The organism is Pseudomonas sp. GM33 (assembly GCF_000282295.1).
Classification (GTDB): Bacteria; Pseudomonadota; Gammaproteobacteria; order Pseudomonadales; family Pseudomonadaceae; genus Aquipseudomonas; species Aquipseudomonas laurylsulfatiphila.
Window position 1 is genome coordinate 35,913 of record NZ_AKJO01000146.1, and the last position, 18,459, is coordinate 54,371.

Genomic DNA, 18,459 nt, shown 5'->3' on the forward strand with positions numbered 1-18,459 from the left:
CGTTATCGTTGACGTCCATCGCGAGCAGGCTCGCTCCTACAGTGATTGGTGTCAGACAGCCCGGATCACGTGTTTGATTTCCTGGAAAGCCTGCAAGCCCCACGGCCCCAATTCACGGCCTATGCTGCTCTGTTTGTAGCCGCCCCAGGCGGTCTGCGGGAAGATCACCTGCGGTGCGTTGATCCACACAAGCCCTGCCTGCAAAGCGTTGGCGACGCGGTCGGCGGTCTCGGCATTGCGCGTGACCACACTGGCGACCAGGCCGAACTGGCTGTCGTTGGCCAAGGCAATCGCCTCGGCTTCAGAGGCGAAACTGCGTACGCAGATCACCGGGCCGAAAATCTCTTCACACCACAGTGCACTGTCGAGGGGCACTTCGGTGAAAACCGTCGGCCGCAAAAAATATCCGCGCGGCAGGTTCGCCGGGCGATTGCCACCGCAAACCAGCTTGGCGCCAGCGCTCAAACCACGATCGATGTGACCCAGGACACGCTGGTATTGCGCCTGATTGACCAGCGCGCCCATTTCCACGTTCGGGTCGAACGGGTCGGCCACGCGAATCGCTTCGGCACGGGCCTTCACGCGGCTGAGGAATTCGTCGGCCAGTTCATCGGCCACCAGCACGCGACTGGTGGCGGAGCACATCTGCCCGGCGTTGAAGAAACCACCGCCGCAAGCCACTTCCACCGCCAGGTCGAGATCGGCATCGGCCAGCACCAGCAGCGATGATTTGCCGCCCAGTTCCAGGCTCACGCCTTTGACGGTTTCCGCCGCCCGCTGCATGACCTGCACACCAACGGCATTACTGCCTGTGAAGGAAATTTTCGCGATACGCGAATCCGCCGACAATGGCGCGCCAACAGCCAGACCGGTGCCACACACCAGGTTGAACACGCCTGCCGGCAAGCCAGCCTCAGCGATGATCGTTGCCAGCTCCAGTTCTGGCAGCGGCGTCACTTCCGAAGGCTTGAGCACCACACAGCAACCGGCGGCCAGGGCTGGGGCGAGTTTCCAGGCGGTGGTGACCATCGGGAAGTTCCACGGCACGATCAGGCCGACTACGCCGCACGGCTCACGGCGCAGGCGCGCACTGAAGTCGTCGCTCGGCAATTCGATGGCGTTGTCCTGCTTGGCGTCCAGCCCTTCGGCCAGACCGGCGTAATACTCGAACGTGGCGATCACATCATCGACGTCGATCGCGGCTTCGAATTGCGGCTTGCCGTTGTTGCTCGACTGCAAGTGCATCAGTTTTTCACGGTTGGCCTGCACGCCCGCGGCGATTTTGCGCAGGATGGCAGCGCGTTCGGCGCCGGTGGTTTTCGACCAGACGGCGAACGCCCGGGTCGCCGCGCTCACCGCTTGATCAACCGCACGCTCATCGCCGCCATTGACCGTGGTCAACAGGGCTTCGGTCGCCGGGTTGATCACCCGCAGGTGTTCATTGCCGGCCGACCATTGGCCGTTGATGTACAGGCCATCCAGGGTAGTCGGGAAAGTCATTTCGACACCGCCTTCATCCACTCGGCCTGGTCGATTTCAATCAGGGTCGGGCCCTGGCGATCGTGGGCCACACGCAATGCGCCGCGCAATTGCTCGACACTGCTGACGGCTTCGGCCGCGCAACCCAAGGCCTTGGCCACACCGATGAAGTCCGGGGTGTAGATGTCCACGCCGACCGGCTCGATGGCACGGTTGACCATGTATTTCTTGATCTCTTCGTAGCCCTGGTTATTCCACAGCAGCACGATGACCGGAGTGCGCGCTTCAACGGCGCTGGCCAGTTCCGGCAGGGTGAACTGAAGGCCGCCGTCACCGATCAGGCACACCACGGGCGGGCGAGCACCGTCTTTAGCGCTGCCGCCGAGCCAGGCGCCAATCGCCGCCGGCAAGGCGTAACCGAGGGTGCCGTAACCGGTGGACGAGTTGAACCAACGACGTGGACGCTCCGGGTTGAACGTCAGGTTGCCGGTGTAGACCGGTTGGGTCGAATCACCGACGAACACCGCGTCCGGCAGCTCGTGCAGGACGGTTTCGAGGAAACGGGTCTGTGCCAGGGTCGGTGCGTCCCAGGTCATGGCCAGGTCTTCACGCAGACGAGCGGCCCGTACCTGGCCCCAATCGTTGCGGCGTTCGGCCAGGGATTTGTGCGACAAGGCGCTGAGCAAAGCCTGGGCAGCGTTGCGCGAGTCGGCCACCAGCGCCACGTGCGGCGGGTAGTTACGCACGGTCTGGTCCGGGTCGATGTCCACGCGCAGCAACTTGCCAGGAATTTCGAAGCCACCGGCGAAGGTCACGTCGTAGTCGGTCTCGGCCAGTTCGGTGCCGATGGCCAGGACCACGTCGGCCTCGGCGACCAGCGCACGGGTGGCGACCAGGCTCTGGGTCGAGCCGATCAGCAACGGGTGGCCGGAGGCGAGCATGCCCTTGGCATTGATGGTCAGTGCGACCGGCGCGTCCAGCAGTTCGGCCAGCTCGGTCAGCTCGGGCGCCGCGTCGATGGCACCGCCACCAGCGAGAATCAGCGGACGCTTGGCGTTGGCCAGCAATTCGGTCATGCGCGACACGGCACTCGGCGAAGCACCGGCGCGGTCGATGTTGACCGGCAGGCTGCTGAGCAGCTCGTCAGCGTCTTCGACCAACACGTCCAATGGAATTTCAATGTGCACCGGACGCGGACGGCCTGCCTGGAACAGCGCAAAGGCGCGAGCCAGCACAACCGGCAATTCCGACGCCGACATCAGGGTGTGGGAGAACGCCGCGACACCGGCGCACAGTGCGCCCTGGTTCGGCAGTTCATGCAGCTTGCCGCGACCGCCGCCCAACTGGCTGCGCGATTGCACGCTGGAGATCACCAGCATCGGGATCGAATCGGCGTAGGCCTGGCCCATGGCGGTGGTGATGTTGGTCATGCCAGGGCCTGTGATGATGAAGCACACGCCCGGTTTGCCGCTGGTGCGGGCGTAGCCGTCGGCCATGAAGCCGGCGCCCTGCTCATGGCGAGGCGTCACGTGGTTGATGCTCGAACGGGCCAGCCCGCGATACAGCTCCACGGTATGAACCCCCGGAATGCCGAACACCTGCTCGACTCCGTAGTTTTCGAGTAACTTGACCAATACTTCGCCGCACGTCGCCATGTCTTTGCCCTTTTTGTTCGTTTGAGACGCCGGGCATGCGCTGTGTTTATGATGGATTGGCAGGCCCGGGAATGGCCTCATTGGAACGGGCGACACGTAGCCGCAACAATGGATAAAAAGTCATACTAGCCATGTCCTCACGTCATACCTTGGATCCCAATGAAACGACTGCCTCCCCTGCCGGCGCTGCACACTTTTCTGATTACCGCGCAGTGCTGCAATTTCACCCGGGCCGCCGAACAACTGCACATCACCCAGGGCGCGGTCAGCCGGCAGATCGCCGGGCTGGAAGATCACCTGGGTTATGAGCTGTTCATCCGCCAGGCCCGAGGCCTGGACCTGACCGCCGAAGGACGGGAGTGGCTGCCACGGGTGCAGCAGATTTTCGGCCTGATCGACGAGGCCGTGGAGCAGATCGGCGAGAAGCGCGAAACCCTGCAACTCAAGGCACCGACCTGCGTCATGCGCTGGTTGCTGCCGCGCCTGCTGCAATGGCAAAGAGAGCGCCCGGACGTGCCGGTGGAACTGACCACCACGGTCAAGCACGGCGTGGATTTTCATCTCGAGCAGTTCGATGCGGCGGTGATGTACGGCGCGCCGCCGGACAATTCACTGATGTCGCAAAAACTCTTCGACGAGCAACTCACGCCGGTGTGTTCCAGACCGATGCTCGAAGGCCCCATGCCCCTGCAGACACCTGCCGATCTGCAACAACACCTGCTGCTGCACCCGACCCGCGATGAACGGGACTGGAAGGCCTGGCTGAAGGCCGCGGATGTGAATTTGACCAATGTCGGCAAGGGCCAGCATTTCGAAACACTGGACCTGGCGATGTCGATGGCGTCCCAGGGTACGGGGGTGGCGATTGGCGACTGGTCGCTGATCGGCGATGACCTGAATGCCGGGCGGCTGGTCATGCCATTCGAATTGAAGGTCACGACAGGGCTGGCGTATTACCTGGTATTCCCCGAAAAACCCGGACCTTCGCCGAAGTTACGTGAATTGATGGGGTGGCTGGTGGAGCAGGCGCAGTCTCGCTGAGCCGCCACCTGTAGGAGCTGCCGAAGGCTGCGATCTTTTGATCTTGTTTTTAAAAAAGCAAAATCAAAAGATCGCAGCCTTCGGCAGCTCCTACAGGGGTTGCGGTGTCAGTAGCCGACTGTAAAGCGCTGCCGCGAATGCTTTGGCGCTTCGACTTCGTCGAGCATTGCAATCGCATAGTCAGCGAACGTAATCCAGCTACGCCCTTCGCTGCTCACCAGCAAATCATCCTGGCCGAGGCGGAATGTCCCGGTGCGCTCACCTTCGACAAATTCGGCCGAAGGCGACAGGAAGGTCCAGTCCAGATCCCGCTCTTCACGCAAGTTTGCGAGGAACTCGGCACCAGCGCTGGCCTCTGCCTTGTAAGCCTCAGGGAAGCCTTCGCTGTCGATCACTCGAGTGCCATCGGGCAACAAGAGCGACCCGGCGCCACCCACTACCAGCAAGCGTTTGACTCCGGCTTTCTTCACCGGCCCGATGACGGCGCTGGCAGGCAGCGTTGCGAAATGTGCGGCGCTGATGACTGCGTCATGCCCTTCGAGGGCCGCTTGCAATGCACTGGCATCCAGAGCGTCGACGTTGCGCGTGACCACACCGGCACGCTGGCCGATTTTCGCCGTGTTGCGAGCGATCGCGGTAACGCTGTGACCGCGACGCAGAGCTTCTTCCAGCAGTTGGCTACCGGCACGACCGGTGGCACCGATGATTGCGATGTTGCTCATGACGTACTCCAGTTGGCTTGAAAGTATCGGTATCAATTAGCGCATGTCTTTGTGGCGAGGGGGCTTGCCCCCGTTCGGCTGCGCAGCAGTCGTAAATCCGCTTCATGCGATGTAGCTGAAAAATGCAGGGGAGCGCTTCGCACTCCAACGGGGGCAAGCCCCCTCGCCACAGGCAAGCTCCCTCGCCACAGGAATTCCTATTGACCCTTAAATTTATTCACCCCACTTCATCTCGCCCTTGGCGACTTTGGCGCTCAGCTCCAGGGAGCTTTCATCACCCAGGGCCGGGAAGCGTTTCTTCATTGCCGCAATCAGTTCAGCGGAATTCCTGGCCTTGGCGGTTTCTTCGTCGAAGGCCTTGATGTAAGCGGCGGTGAACTGCACGGCTGCCAGGGAGCGACCGCTCTCGCCGAGGTAATGCCCCGGCACCACGACCTGCGGTTTCAGGGTTTCAATGGAATGCAGCGTAGCCAACCAATCGGCATGGGACTGCGGCGTTTGCGTGTCGGCCATCCACACGTGGATGTTTTGCGCCACCACGACACCACCGACGACCGCCTTGATCGACGGAATCCACACAAAGCTGCGATCCGGCTGCGGCCCCTCAAGTCCAAGTACCTGCAACTTCTGCCCTTCGAGAATCAGGCTGTCGCCCTTGAGAACGTCCGGCACGACGGTTTTGGTCGGCACATCGGCGCCCATTTTCGGCCCCCAGAAGGCCAGTTTGCCGTCGACGGTTTGCTTGATGTGGTCGACAGTCGGCTGCGAGGCCAGAACCTTGGCCTTGGGGAAGGCGGCCGTCAGGGTGTCGAGGCCGAAGTAGTAGTCCGGGTCGCCGTGACTGATGTAGATGGTGGTCAGTTGCTTGCCGCTGGCGCGGATTTTTTCCACCACCTGCTCGGCCTGGGATTTGCCGAATTGGGCATCCACCAGGATCGCTTCTTTTTCGCCGCTGACTAGCACCGAGGTCACCGGGAAGATGGCTTTTTCGCCAGGGTTGTAGACATCCAGCGTCAGGGTCGAGGCGCTGGCGTGGGCGGCAAAAACGAAGGTGGTGGCCAGCAAAACTCGCTTAAGTGAGGTGAAACCGATCATCTGTTGCTCCGTGATCCCGATGCCATATTTGGCGATGCCTTTTGTAGGAGCGAGCCTGCTCGCGATGGACGTAAACGATGACGCGTACTTATCGGATATTCGCGTTGTCTGCGAGTCCATCGCGAGCAGGCTCGCTCCTACATGAACCCAGAGCTTAATTGCCTGACTCGGTACAAAAAATGCGATGCTTGAACATAGTTTGTTTCTGAAAGCGGGCAAATCATGGATCGTCTTCAAGCAATGCGTGTGTTCGTCACGGTGGTCGACCTCGGCAGCCAGTCGGCTGCCGCCGATCACCTGGAGCTGTCACGGCCGGTGGTGTCGCGGTATCTGGCGGAATTGGAAGATTGGGTCGGTGCGCGCCTAATGCACCGCACCACACGCAAGTTGAGCCTGACCGCCGCCGGCAACGAAATCCTGCCCCGCTGCCGGCAGATGCTCGACTTGTCCAGCGACATGCAAGCCGCCGTCAGCGAACCGGATGACGCACCGCGCGGCCTGCTGCGGATCAGTGTCAGCACCTCGTTCGGCCAGGCGCAACTGGCCGATGCCATGGCCGCGTACGTCAAGCGCTACCCCGGCGTCAGCGTCGACATGCAGATGCTCGACCGCACCGTGAACCTGGTGGACGAGCGCATCGACCTGGCGATCCGCACCAGCAACGATCTGGACCCGAACCTGATCGCCCGCCGCCTGACAGTTTGCCGCTCGGTGATCTGCGCTTCCCCTGCCTACTTGCGCGAACATCCGGCGCCGCAACGGGTCGAGGACCTGAGCCTGCACAACTGCCTGACCCACTCCTACTTCGGCAAAAGCCTCTGGCATTTCGAGCAAGACGGCGAGCAGGTTTCAGTACCGGTGCAGGGCAACATCAGCGCCAACGAGGCCAGCACGCTGTTGCGCGCAACGATCGCCGGCGCCGGGGTGGCGATGCTGCCCACCTACCAGGCCGGCGTGCACATTCACAGCGGCGAATTGATTCGCCTGCTGCCGGCAGCCGAACCCCGGCAAATGAACGTGTATGCGGTGTATGCCTCGCGCAAGCACATGCCGGCGGCGCTGCGCAGCTTGCTGGATTTTCTGGTGGTGAGATTTCCGGAAGAACCGGAGTGGGATATCGGGTTGTAATTGAAAGCCCTGTGGGAGCGAGCTTGCTCGCGATGGCTACCGAACATTCACCAATGATGTCGACTGATCCACCGCTATCGCGAGCAAGCTCGCTCCCACAGGAGGCATCAGCGTTCTGAATGTCGCGGTACATCCATGACGCGCTATTGCTAGCAACTCACCAGCGCTGACCTATGCTCAATGTAATACCGAAAGGTATTCGTTCAGAGGTCAACGCCATGAACATCAGAACAAGAAGATACCTCGCGATCTTCATCACCTGCGCGGTCACGCTCGGGCTGTATGGCGCTGCCGCCTGGCGCGTCGAGCAACTGCGCAACCTGCCCCGTGAAGCTGCGAGCTGCAACTTCGAGCGCTGCATCCCCCACAACGCTACCCTCAACGCCCTCCGGTAACGAAGGGAGTCAGGCTTCGTTGTCCTGATCGGCCTTCAAGCGGTCGCGGAAGGCCTTGGGCGAAATCCCCACACGACGCCGGAACAGGCGCGTGAAGTTGGTCGGATCGGAAAACCCCAACACGTCGGACATTTCATAAATGGTCATGCTGGTGTAGGTCAGCAAGCGCTTGGCCTCCAGCAATTGCCGTTCGTGCATGATCTGCAACGCCGGTTGCCCCGCCAGCTCACGACAGGTGCCGTTGAGGTGCGACACGGAAATCCCCAGCCGGTGCGCCAGATCCTCGACCTTGACGTGCTGGCGATAAGTCTCTTCCACCAGTTGAATAAAGCCGTTGAGGTATTCCCGGGCCCGCTGCGGTCGCGCCATGGCGGTGCGCCGCTGGATCACCTGGCGGCTGACCCACACCACGATCACGCTGACCAGCGAATGCATGAGCATTTCCCGCGCCGGTTGATGGCTGGTGTATTCGCTCTGCAAGGCACTGAACAGGCTGTAGAGGTACTCGGCGTCCTTGCCTGCCGGGTAACTTTCGGCCTGCGCCAGGGCATTGACCGATTGTCCCAACTGCATCTGCAGGTGGGCGATCAGCGGCGCGGCCAGGGTCACGACAAAGCCTTCCACGTCTTCGGAAAAGCGAAAGCCATGCACCGACAGCGGTGGCAGGATCTGGATCCCCGGTTCCACCAGTTGCGTACGTTTGCCTTCGATTTCAAGCTCTGCCTGACCTTTGAATACGAAGAGCAGTTGGCATAAATCAGCGTGGCGGTGGGGTTTGATTTCCCAATGATGTTCGCGGCTGCGTTTGGAAATGGTCTCACAGTGCAGCAAGTCCGGGGTCGGCCAATCCAGGCTTTCACCGTAGAGCTTGAACACCGGAATCGAAGGCAGGTCAGGCTTGTTCATCACTTCAATCCAGGCCTCGGAGTTTGATGGCGGGCGATAATCGCACCGATTGGCAGAATGTACAGCTTTCGGCTCAGTTTTCACCTTCAATTGACAGACTCGCAAGGGAAAAATGCAAGCACTCGATCCATAAAAATCATTCACCGCCCCTGGTCGCGTGAAGCTTGCGAGTCATAAAAACAATGAAAACGCTGAAAACCCAGGTCGCCATCATTGGTGCCGGCCCCTCTGGCTTGCTGCTCGGCCAATTGCTGCACAACGCCGGTATCGACACCCTCATTCTCGAACGTCAGACCCCGGACTATGTACTCGGCAGAATCCGCGCCGGCGTGCTTGAACAAGGCATGGTAGAGCTGTTGCGCCAGGCCGGCGTGAGTCAGCGCATGGACGCCGAGGGACTGGTGCATGGCGGCTTCGAAATGGCCCTCGACGGGCGCCAGGTGCACATCGATCTGCACGCCCTCACGGGTGGCAAAACCGTGATGATCTACGGCCAGACCGAGGTCACCCGCGACCTGATGGCCGCCCGTCGGGAGGCCGGCGCGCAAACGATTTACCAGGCAGCCAACGTCGTTCCCCACGGTATGAAAACCGACGAAGCCTTTGTCACTTTTGAGAAGGATGGCGAGACCTGGCGACTCGATTGCGACTACATCGCCGGTTGCGACGGCTTCCATGGCGTGGCGCGGCAATCGATTCCCGCCGACAGCCTGAAAGTCTTCGAACGGATCTACCCCTTCGGCTGGCTCGGGATCCTGGCCGATACCCCGCCGGTCCACGACGAACTGGTCTACGCCCGCCATGAGCGCGGTTTTGCCCTGTGCAGCATGCGCTCGCCGACACGCACCCGTTACTACCTTCAAGTACCCACCAGCGATCATGTCGATAACTGGTCGGATCAACGCTTCTGGGATGAACTCAAGACGCGGTTGCCACAAGCGTTGGCAGACAAACTGGTAACCGGCCCGTCCATCGAAAAAAGCATCGCACCGCTGCGCAGCTTCGTGGTCGAACCGATGCAATACGGGCGGATGTTCCTGGTCGGCGATGCCGCGCACATCGTTCCGCCCACCGGCGCCAAGGGCCTGAACCTGGCAGCCAGCGATGTGAGTACGCTGTTCAACATCCTGCTCAAGGTTTACCGTGAAAACCGCGTTGATCTGCTGGAGAAATACTCGCAAATCTGCCTGCGCCGGGTATGGAAGGCCGAGCGGTTTTCCTGGTGGATGACCTCGATGCTGCACCGTTTCGAGGAGCACGATGCCTTCAGCCAGCGCATTGCCGAATCGGAACTGGAGTATTTCATCGGTTCCGAGGCGGGTCGAAAAACCATCGCGGAAAACTACGTCGGGCTTCCTTATGAGGCTATCGAATAGCCTGCTATCGACTTACACTGGCGAGCATCCCCGCTCGCCTTGCCTCGTGCGGGTCAATCAATGCCCGCAGGTTTTCCCGTGACCAATCTCCATCAGCCTGAAACGCCCAAACCCGCCATCCGCAGCGTGCTGATCGCGCTGATGCTGGCGATCTTTCTCGGGGCGCTGGACCAGACCATCGTCGCCGTGTCGATGCCGGCCATCTCCGCACAGTTCAAGGACGTCAGCCTGCTGGCCTGGGTGATTTCCGGCTACATGGTGGCCATGACCGTGGCGGTGCCGATCTACGGCAAACTGGGCGACCTGTACGGGCGGCGCAAGTTGATGCTGTTCGGCATGGGCCTGTTCACCCTGGCGTCGGTGTTCTGCGGCATGGCCCAGAGCATGGAGCAACTGGTTCTGGCGCGGATCATCCAGGGCATCGGGGCCGGCGGGATGATTTCGGTAAGCCAGGCGATCATCGGTGACATCGTGCCGCCACGGGAACGCGGTCGTTATCAGGGTTATTTCAGCAGCATGTATGCCGTGGCCAGCGTGGCCGGCCCGGTGCTCGGCGGCTACATGACCGAATACCTGTCCTGGCGCTGGGTATTCCTGATCAACCTGCCGCTGGGCCTGGGTGCCTGGCTGGTGGCTTATCGCACGCTGGTGGGCCTGCCGGTTCCGCAACGCAAACCGGTCATCGATTACCTGGGCACCGTGTTGATGATCATCGGGCTGACGGCATTGTTGCTGGGCATCACGCAGGTCGGTCAGGGTCATTCCTGGCGCAGTGCCGAAGTGCTGGCGCTGCTTGCTTGTGCGGTACTGGTGCTGGGGCTGTTCGTCGTTCACGAACGGCGGGCACGGGAGCCGTTGCTGCCCATGCATCTGTTCGCCAACCGCAACGCGATCCTGTGCTGGTGCACGATTTTCTTCACCAGTTTCCAGGCCATCTCGCTGATCGTGTTGATGCCATTGCGCTTCCAGAGCGTCACCGGCGCCGGGGCCGACAGCGCCGCCCTGCATCTGCTGCCGCTGGCCATGGGCTTGCCGATTGGCGCGTACTTCGCCGGCCGCCGCACCTCGGTGACCGGGCGCTACAAACCGATGATCCTCACCGGTGCCGCGCTGATGCCCATCGCGATAATCGGCATGGCGTTCAGCCCGCCGCAGGCGTTCGTCGTGAGCAGCTTGTTCATGCTGCTCTGCGGGATTTCCTCCGGCATGCAGTTCCCTACGTCATTGGTCGGCACGCAGAACTCGGTGGACCAGCGGGACATAGGCGTTGCCACCAGTACCACCAACCTGTTCCGTTCGCTGGGCGGTGCCGTGGGTGTGGCGTTGATGTCGGCGCTGCTGTTGGCCTTGTTGCAGGATTCAAGTTTTGCGCACCTGGCCGGCTCGTCGCTGATTGCCGAAGGCAGTTCGGGGAATGTGCTGCTCGACGGATTAAACGCCGCACCGGGTGAGGCGCAGAACGCCTTGCGTGCTGAATTGTTGCTGACGTTCCGGCACTTGCTGACGGTCAGTGCGGTGGTGTCGTTGCTGGGGCTGGCGGCGGCGATTGCCATGCCGAACATGTTGTTGCGCGGGCGTGAGGACAAGGTTCGATAGGTAGACCGCGTTGCCTGTATTCGCGAGCAAGCCCGCTCCCACATTAGACCGAATTCTTTATCAGCACGCGGTCAACTGTGGGAGCGGGCTTGCTCGCGAAGGCGTCCTCATTGAAACCCTAAAATCAAGGGCTGTAATACCCCACTGCCACCAGAAAATGCCCGACCTTCTTCAGGTAGGCATGCTTGTTCTCGACCTTGCCGGTCACCGGGTTTTTCCAGCGGTATTCGTATTCGCCGTAATCCTGTTTGGCCATCAACGCCAGAATCGGCTCGCCCACCGGCTTGCCTTCCGGGTCTTCGATCTTGCTGAAGTCGGTATTGATCAGCCGCAGGTTGGTGCCGTGGGCCACATAACGCCGGGTGTCCAGGTCGACGACAAACACATACAGGTCATCCTGCAGGTAGCCGCCCTTGAGGGAATTGATCGCCGTCAGGGTGCCCTTTTCGTCCTTGGCCAGATCGGTTGCCGCTTTGTTCAGCAAGGCCATGGCCTGTTCAGCAGAGGCCCGGGGCAGGTAATAACCGACCGCCAGAATCCGTTGGCCGATGCGCTGGTAGTAGACATGCTTGCGCTCGACCTTGCCGTCGTTCCAGTTCTGCCAGCGATACTCCGCCTGCTGAATGCCATTGCCTTCCGGTACTTTCAGGGCGTCCTTGAAGGTTTTCTGCAAGTCCGGCCCAAGCACCTCCGACACGTCCCGGCCAATCAACGCCGACGACGGTCCGCCGCTGGCAAGCATCACGCCCTTGGTGTCGAGCACAAAGACGTAACGGTCCTTGTCGACAAACTCGCCCTGGCGACTGAACGCCGCAAAGGCCTTGTCGCCGTTCTGGTGGTAGTAGGCCAAGGCTTTTTCCAGCAGGGCGATGGCCGCCTTGCTGTCGTCCTTTTCCGTCCCGGCGGCTTGTGCCTGGCCCAGGGACAGTAAAAACATGCCGCATAGCAAGGCGGCCTTATGCAGAAACCCCATTGCGCATCCCTCGTTCCTGATGGTGTTTCAAGAGCGTAGACGGCAATGGGGGGAGGCATGGATATTCAGGAAAACACGGAGTGCTGTGGTGCGATGGGCTTTTGTGGCGAGGGGGCTTGCCCCCGTTCGGCTGCGCAGCAGTCGTAAATCAGGTGCCGGGATTTATCTGGCAAACCGCGGCGAATGGATTTGGGGCGGCTTCGCCACCCAGCGGGGGCAAGCCCCCTCGCCACAGCAAACTCCCTCCCCACAGCAAGCCCCCTCGCCACAAGTGCTTGTTTTACTGCCGGGCGCGCAGTTGCTGTTGCAGGTTCTGGATCTGCGCCTGAAGGGTATTGATGTTGCGGGTGACCTGGCTGCGGAAGGCATCGAACTCGGCGGTATTGGTCGCGCCCGGTGCGGCGGCCGGACGGTTGTCCTGCACGCTCTTGAGCACGACGATGTCTTGCTCGAGACGTTCGATGGCAGCGCTCGGGTTGCCTTGCTTCTTCAGAGCGACGATGTCGGCCCCCAGGCTTTTCAACTGCGCATCGAATTTTTCCGCGTCGGACGGGGCACTTTTCAGGGCGGCCACTTCAGCACTCAAGGCTTTGACCTCGGCCTGCAACTGGGTATTGACCGCCTGATGTTCGGTGCCCTGGGCAGTCATCAGTGCAAGGCGCTTGTCCACTTCGGTGGTTTGCGCGGTCATTTGCGCCAGTCGCTTGTCCAGGTCCGAGGCCTGGCCGGCCACACCTTGCTGCTGGGTGCTCTGGTCCTGGAGCTTGCCTTCCAGCTGGCGGATTTGCAGCTTCAAGGCCTCGCTGTCGGTGGTGACACTGGTCTGGCTGGCCACAACCTTTCCGGAAATATCCTGCAGGCGCCCTGCCGCTTCCTCGCTGATTCGCGCGAAACTTTCCTGGGTCGCCACCAGTTGCTGTTCCATCAGGGAGATCTGCTGAAAGCTCCACCAGGCCAGGCCCGCGAACGCAATGATCAGCGCCCCGACCAACGCCCACAGGGGGCCGGTGCTCGCCGCCTTGACCTTCACCACCGGCGCCGTGCGCGAATGCACGACCGTGCGAGCAGTCGGCGGAAAATCGTCATCGAGAACGTCTGCACGCAGGCTCGGTACATCGTCGAAGTCGTCGTTGGCATCGTTTCGCATGGACATTGAATCAACCTTAGTGTGAATCAAATAATGGCTTTATGCCGCGCAGTATAAACCCCACGGCCGCAACCATTGACCCCCAAGCCCGTATCCGGTTCAGAAATGGCGCGTTGTTCGAGCCTCAGCGAATATCCTGCGCCTTCCACCAGCCACAGAATTCATCGAGCGCCGTCCACAGGCTGACCTTGGGATCGTAATCCAGATAATGCCGGGCGCGGCTGATGTCCAGGGTGAAATTTTTGTTCATGACTTGCATGCCCAGACGCGACAGCGTCGGTTCGGGACGCCCCGGCCACACCTTGCACACGCCCTCGTTGAGCGCCGCCACGCTGTAGCCCAGGCCGTAGGAACGGTAGCGGGTGACCTGTGGGACGTCCATTTTGCGCATGACGTAATTGACCACGTCCCACAAAGGAATCGGCGTGCCGTTGCTGATGTTGTAAGCCTTGCCCAGCGCGGAACCGCCGGCCAGCAAACTGCTGAGCAACGCCTCGTTGAGGTTTTGCACGCTGGTGAAATCAACTTTGTTCAGACCGTTGCCGATGATTGCCAGGCGCCCCTTGCGCTGCATGTTCAACAGACGCGGGAAGATGCTCATGTCGCCGGCCCCGGTCACGAAACGCGGGCGCAGGGCCAGGGTTTCGAGACCGAACTCCTGGGCGCCGAAGACTTTTTGCTCGGCCAGGTACTTGGTGGCGGCGTAAGGGTGTTTGAAGCGCTTGGGCACCTGCTCTTCGGTCAGGCCCAGGTGATCTCGACCATCGAAATAGATCGACGGCGACGACAAATGCACCAGCCGCCGTACCCGTTGCTTCAGGCAGGCCTCGACCACGTTCTCGGTGACCTGGACGTTGCCCTGATGGAAGTCCTGATAACGTCCCCACAAACCGACGGCACCGGCGCAATGCACCACGGCCTCGACGTCCGAACACAGTTCACGCGCCAGTTCCGGGTCGCTCAAATCCCCTTGGATGAACTCGGCTCCGCGGCGAACCAGATGCTCCACACTTTCGGCCCGGCGACCGTTGACCCGCACGTCCAGGCCCTGCTCCAGGGCAAAACGCGCAAAGCGTCCGCCGATGAAGCCGCTTGCGCCGGTAACCAGAATTTTCATGAATTGCTCCGAATATTTCGTTTTGCGTATTACGTGAGGTCTTGACGCTGCGCGTCAGTCCAAGGGCACCAGCCATTGCTTCGATGCGCTGACCAATTGATCGGTGAGCAGCCCCAGCAATTGACCGCCATTACGCCAATGATGCCAGTACAGCGGCACATCGATCGGCTTATCTGGCAATAACTCCCGCAATACGCCCCTTTCAAGCTGCTCGCGTACCTGCAGTTCCGGAACCAGGCCCCAGCCCAGACCGGCTTCGGTCAATCGAATGAAGCCTTCCGACGACGGGCATAAATGGTGTTCAAAACCACCCTCGACACCGAGGGACGCAAGATACCGATGCTGCAGAAAATCGTCCGGGCCAAACACCAGCGCCGGGGTGCGGGCCAATTGATCGGCGCGTACGCCTTGCGGAAAATGCCGGGCAATAAAGGCCGGGCTGGCCAGCGCACGGTAACGCATGGCCCCCAGCAACACGCTGCGCGCGCCCGCCACCGGACGCTCGCTGGCGCAGACACAGGCTGCGACCTCGCCAGCGCGCATGCGCTTGAGGCCGACGGTCTGGTCTTCGACCACCAGATCCATCAACAGATGCTGTTGCGCGCAAAACTCCCCCACCGCCTGCGCCCACCAGGTGGCCAGACTGTCGGCGTTCAGGGCGATCCGCAGGCGTTCGGGCAGGCCCTCTTCATCCAGTGCCGGCACCAGGCTTTGCAAATCCCGCTCAAGCAAGCGCACCTGCTGCACGTGGTTGAGCAACCGCCGACCGATTTCCGTCGGCGTCGGCGGTGTGGCGCGCACCAGCACCGGCTGGCCAACGCGCGCTTCCAGCAGCTTGATGCGCTGGGATATCGCCGATTGCGACAGGCCCAGCACCTGGGCTGCCCGTTCAAAACCGGCCTGTTCGACCACGGCGGCCAGGGCAGAAAGCAATTTATAGTCGAACATCAGTTTTCCTAATGAGCGATCAGCAAGATTGGTTTTTCTTATACAGCCTTCACAGGGACAATGACCAGCAAGAACTCTTGAACAAGGATCCCCCACATGGCTGGCGAAACTTCATTGGCAACGCTGCTGCGCAGCATGAGCCCGCAACTCAATGCCGGCGAATACGTGTTCTGCACCCTGCGCGACGGCCAGTTCCCTGCGGGCCTGGAGATTGTCGGCAGCTTCCGCGAGCAGGAAGGCCTGACCGTGATTCTCGAACGCTCCCAAGCCGAAAAAGCCGGATTCAACTTCGACTACGTCGCCGCCTGGATCACCCTGAACGTGCATTCGGCACTCGAAGCGGTTGGCCTGACCGCCGCATTCGCCACGGCATTGGGCAAGGCCGGCATCAGTTGCAACGTGATTGCCGGCTACTACCACGACCATTTGTTTGTCGGCCAGGCCGACGCCGACCGAGCCCTGCAAGTACTGCGGGATCTGGCAGCCAACGCGGAGTAAAAAATCATGTGGCAAAGTTATATGAACGGCCTGTTGGTGGCCTTTGGCCTGATCATGGCGATCGGCACCCAGAATGCGTTTGTCCTGGCGCAAAGCCTGCGGCGTGAACATCACCTGCCGGTCGCGGCACTCTGCGTGGCCTGCGACGCCCTGTTGGTGGCAGCCGGGGTGTTCGGCCTGGCGACGGTATTGGCACAGAACCCAACATTGCTGGCCATCGCCCGCTGGGGCGGTGCAGCGTTTCTGTTGTGGTATGGCAGCCAGGCACTGCGCCGGGCCTTTTCGAAACAGAGCCTTGAGCAGGGCGAGGGTCAGACCGTACGCTCGCTGCGGGCGGTGATGCTCAGCGCGCTGGCGGTGACCTTGCTCAACCCGCACGTCTACCTGGATACCGTTTTGCTGATCGGCTCCCTGGGTGCACAACAAACCGAACCCGGCGCTTATGTGGTCGGCGCGGCCAGTGCCTCGCTGCTGTGGTTCTTCACCCTGGCGCTGGGTGCGGCATGGCTGGCACCCTGGCTCGCCCGCCCCGGTACCTGGCGAATTCTCGATCTGTTGGTGGCGGTGATGATGTTTGCCGTAGCGCTGCAGTTGATCGCGGCCATCTGATTCGCGGAACCTCTATTCCACACAGTTGTTGCGTGGTTATGCCGCCCCCCCGGTGCTATGATCCGTCTCCCTGCGCCGCAAAGAGTACAAACTCCCCGGCGCTTGTCTGGCCGCCCGTGATCGGCCTTGCGCTCACCGCAACTGACCTGATTAGGAGAATCATCATGGCTTTCGAATTGCCGCCACTGCCGTACGCACACGATGCCCTGCAGCCGCACATTTCCAAGGAAACTCTGGAATTCCACCACGACAAGCACCACAACACCTACGTCGTGAACCTGAACAACCTGGTGCCAGGCACCGAGTTCGAAGGCAAGACCCTGGAAGAAATCGTCAAGACTTCCTCGGGCGGTATCTTCAACAACGCCGCACAGGTCTGGAACCACACTTTCTACTGGAACTGCCTGGCGCCAAACGCCGGCGGTCAACCAACCGGCGCACTTGGCGACGCCATCAACGCAGCTTTCGGTTCGTTCGACAAGTTCAAGGAAGAGTTCAGCAAGACTTCCATCGGCACCTTCGGTTCCGGCTGGGGCTGGCTGGTGAAGAAGGCTGACGGTTCCCTGGCCCTGGCCAGCACCATCGGCGCCGGCAACCCGCTAACCAACGGCGACACCCCGCTGCTGACCTGCGACGTCTGGGAACACGCTTACTACATCGACTACCGCAACCTGCGTCCGAAGTACGTCGAAGCGTTCTGGAACCTGGTCAACTGGAAATTCGTGGCTGAGCAGTTCGAAGGCAAAACCTTCACCGCTTAAGCTCGACGCCAGTCAAAAAACCCGGCTTTTCAGCCGGGTTTTTTTATGCGTTCGGGAAAGTGGCCACATCAATGAAAAATGTGTCGATTATCCGGCCGTCTTCGCGAGCAAGTCGGATCGCCGCACCGCCGCTCCCACACTGGATCGTGTCGTATACAGATCAAATGTGGGAGCGGGCTTGCTCGCGAAGAACGATGACGCGGTCAACCTGAATGAATACCTATCCCTGGGGATCGAGGTTATCCAACGCTCGACTCACCGCCAGCTCCGCCAACATGACAATCTGCGAAATGGCCAGCGCTGTGTTGCGCTGGGGGCCATTCAGGTAGGTCGCGAAATCACTCGCCAGGACATTGGCTGAAGCCAGTGACTCACAGGCGTGGGCAAGAAGGGTTTCAGTGTCCATGTCGGGAACGATCATGAACATGGTGTGGGGGCTGTAGGGTTTGGTGGTGCTGCTGGGGGGATCGGGGATTAACTTATCCACTGAAATATTCCTATGCGGTGGGTGCCACCCATTGCCGTTCTCACACGGCAAAGAGGTGGCAGCTATGTGCGAGGTGAGAAAACCGGTCATAGGCACCCGGCCAGACAAAAGTCTGCCCGCACACAGCCGCCATAACGCACTTACAGACAGCGGATAAGCTGGCGGCAATTATGCGGATACTGGCACTGGATGACTATGACTTGCCGGGTTCTCACACCCGGTCGCTGAGTTTTCAGCGACAGTCAGAGGCTATTGAGTCCACTTCCGACGGGCAACCTGAAAACAGCGTGGGAAACTTCTGGCGCTTTCCTACACCGCGCCATCTCGCAGAAACGTAACGCGGAGCGTCCCTGGCATCACTCCCACGCGGGCGCGTGGGAGTGATCAGCTTGGAGGCGTGGGAGATTGGTCGGCTGACAGGCCGCCATCGCAGGCAAGCCAGCTCCCACAGGGTCAAAGTACATCCGCCAGATTCAGGTCGGCTGTCAGGCCGCCTTCGCTGGCAAGCCAGCTCCCACAGGGTCAA

At 60.9% G+C, this 18,459-nt stretch carries 18 protein-coding genes; 8 read left to right on the plus strand and 10 right to left on the minus strand.

Annotation, left to right across the window (positions count from 1 at the left end; all coding sequences use genetic code 11):
- Positions 1 to 51 precede the first annotated feature (51 nt).
- On the minus strand, positions 52 to 1,500 hold the full coding sequence (locus PMI26_RS05420; RefSeq protein ID WP_007978502.1) for an aldehyde dehydrogenase family protein: 1,449 nt from the start codon (positions 1,498 to 1,500) through the stop codon (positions 52 to 54).
- Positions 1,497 to 3,134, minus strand: coding sequence for a 5-guanidino-2-oxopentanoate decarboxylase (locus tag PMI26_RS05415; RefSeq protein ID WP_007978504.1), 1,638 nt, complete (start codon positions 3,132 to 3,134; stop codon positions 1,497 to 1,499). The genes PMI26_RS05420 and PMI26_RS05415 overlap by 4 nt, the downstream gene beginning before the upstream one ends.
- Before the next feature lie 159 nt (positions 3,135 to 3,293).
- Between PMI26_RS05415 and PMI26_RS05410 the strand changes: the two genes are divergently transcribed.
- Positions 3,294 to 4,175, plus strand: a complete 882-nt coding sequence (locus tag PMI26_RS05410; protein WP_007978506.1) for a LysR substrate-binding domain-containing protein — start codon at positions 3,294 to 3,296, stop codon at positions 4,173 to 4,175.
- Positions 4,176 to 4,282: 107 nt separating this feature from the next.
- Here the strand turns inward: PMI26_RS05410 and PMI26_RS05405 are convergent, their stop codons facing one another.
- Complete coding sequence (locus PMI26_RS05405; protein WP_007978509.1) at positions 4,283 to 4,897, minus strand: NAD(P)-dependent oxidoreductase; 615 nt, start codon at positions 4,895 to 4,897, stop codon at positions 4,283 to 4,285.
- A gap of 213 nt (positions 4,898 to 5,110) precedes the next feature.
- Positions 5,111 to 5,992, minus strand: a complete 882-nt coding sequence (locus PMI26_RS05400; protein ID WP_033048223.1) for an MBL fold metallo-hydrolase — start codon at positions 5,990 to 5,992, stop codon at positions 5,111 to 5,113.
- Between the two features lie 222 nt (positions 5,993 to 6,214).
- On the opposite strand from PMI26_RS05400, the gene PMI26_RS05395 reads away from it, so the two are divergent.
- Together PMI26_RS05395 and PMI26_RS31665 are read left to right on the plus strand one after the other, a co-directional pair.
- Positions 6,215 to 7,120 carry a LysR family transcriptional regulator gene (locus PMI26_RS05395; RefSeq protein WP_202949425.1) on the plus strand — a complete coding sequence of 302 codons (906 nt, stop codon included), beginning with the start codon at positions 6,215 to 6,217 and terminating at the stop codon, positions 7,118 to 7,120.
- A gap of 218 nt (positions 7,121 to 7,338) precedes the next feature.
- Positions 7,339 to 7,515, plus strand: coding sequence for a hypothetical protein (locus tag PMI26_RS31665; RefSeq protein ID WP_007978514.1), 177 nt, complete (start codon positions 7,339 to 7,341; stop codon positions 7,513 to 7,515).
- A 9-nt stretch (positions 7,516 to 7,524) separates the two neighbouring features.
- On the opposite strand, the gene PMI26_RS05390 is transcribed toward PMI26_RS31665, so the two are convergent.
- Positions 7,525 to 8,421, minus strand: coding sequence for a helix-turn-helix domain-containing protein (locus PMI26_RS05390; RefSeq protein WP_007978516.1), 897 nt, complete (start codon positions 8,419 to 8,421; stop codon positions 7,525 to 7,527).
- 191 nt (positions 8,422 to 8,612) lie between these two features.
- On the opposite strand from PMI26_RS05390, the gene pobA reads away from it, so the two are divergent.
- Complete coding sequence (gene pobA / locus PMI26_RS05385; protein WP_177323538.1) at positions 8,613 to 9,797, plus strand: 4-hydroxybenzoate 3-monooxygenase; 1,185 nt, start codon at positions 8,613 to 8,615, stop codon at positions 9,795 to 9,797.
- Positions 9,798 to 9,875: 78 nt separating this feature from the next.
- Positions 9,876 to 11,393, plus strand: coding sequence for an MDR family MFS transporter (locus PMI26_RS05380; RefSeq protein WP_007978520.1), 1,518 nt, complete (start codon positions 9,876 to 9,878; stop codon positions 11,391 to 11,393).
- A gap of 124 nt (positions 11,394 to 11,517) precedes the next feature.
- Here the strand turns inward: PMI26_RS05380 and PMI26_RS05375 are convergent, their stop codons facing one another.
- From PMI26_RS05375 to PMI26_RS05360, 4 genes are all read right to left on the minus strand, one after another.
- Positions 11,518 to 12,366: a cache domain-containing protein gene (locus PMI26_RS05375; protein ID WP_007978522.1), complete on the minus strand. Its 849-nt coding sequence runs from the start codon at positions 12,364 to 12,366 to the stop codon at positions 11,518 to 11,520.
- Positions 12,367 to 12,646: 280 nt separating this feature from the next.
- Positions 12,647 to 13,519: a hypothetical protein gene (locus PMI26_RS05370; RefSeq protein WP_007978525.1), complete on the minus strand. Its 873-nt coding sequence runs from the start codon at positions 13,517 to 13,519 to the stop codon at positions 12,647 to 12,649.
- Positions 13,520 to 13,637: 118 nt separating this feature from the next.
- Positions 13,638 to 14,630, minus strand: coding sequence for an NAD-dependent epimerase/dehydratase family protein (locus PMI26_RS05365; protein WP_007978527.1), 993 nt, complete (start codon positions 14,628 to 14,630; stop codon positions 13,638 to 13,640).
- Between the two features lie 54 nt (positions 14,631 to 14,684).
- Positions 14,685 to 15,578 (minus strand): LysR family transcriptional regulator ArgP, encoded by an 894-nt coding sequence (locus PMI26_RS05360; protein ID WP_007978530.1) that lies wholly within the window; start codon positions 15,576 to 15,578, stop codon positions 14,685 to 14,687.
- Between the two features lie 96 nt (positions 15,579 to 15,674).
- On the opposite strand from PMI26_RS05360, the gene PMI26_RS05355 reads away from it, so the two are divergent.
- From PMI26_RS05355 to PMI26_RS05345, 3 genes are all read left to right on the plus strand, one after another.
- Entirely contained in the window at positions 15,675 to 16,076 is a 402-nt protein-coding gene (locus tag PMI26_RS05355; RefSeq protein WP_007978533.1) for an ACT domain-containing protein, read from the plus strand.
- Between the two features lie 6 nt (positions 16,077 to 16,082).
- Entirely contained in the window at positions 16,083 to 16,685 is a 603-nt protein-coding gene (locus PMI26_RS05350) for a LysE/ArgO family amino acid transporter (protein ID WP_007978535.1), read from the plus strand.
- A 164-nt stretch (positions 16,686 to 16,849) separates the two neighbouring features.
- The gene (locus tag PMI26_RS05345; RefSeq protein ID WP_007978537.1) at positions 16,850 to 17,446 is read left to right on the plus strand and encodes a superoxide dismutase; all 597 of its coding nucleotides are present in this window, start codon (positions 16,850 to 16,852) and stop codon (positions 17,444 to 17,446) included.
- A 220-nt stretch (positions 17,447 to 17,666) separates the two neighbouring features.
- Here PMI26_RS05345 and PMI26_RS05340 read toward each other — a convergent pair whose 3' ends face one another.
- Positions 17,667 to 17,933, minus strand: a complete 267-nt coding sequence (locus PMI26_RS05340; RefSeq protein ID WP_007978539.1) for a DUF6124 family protein — start codon at positions 17,931 to 17,933, stop codon at positions 17,667 to 17,669.
- Positions 17,934 to 18,459: the final 526 nt, after the last annotated feature.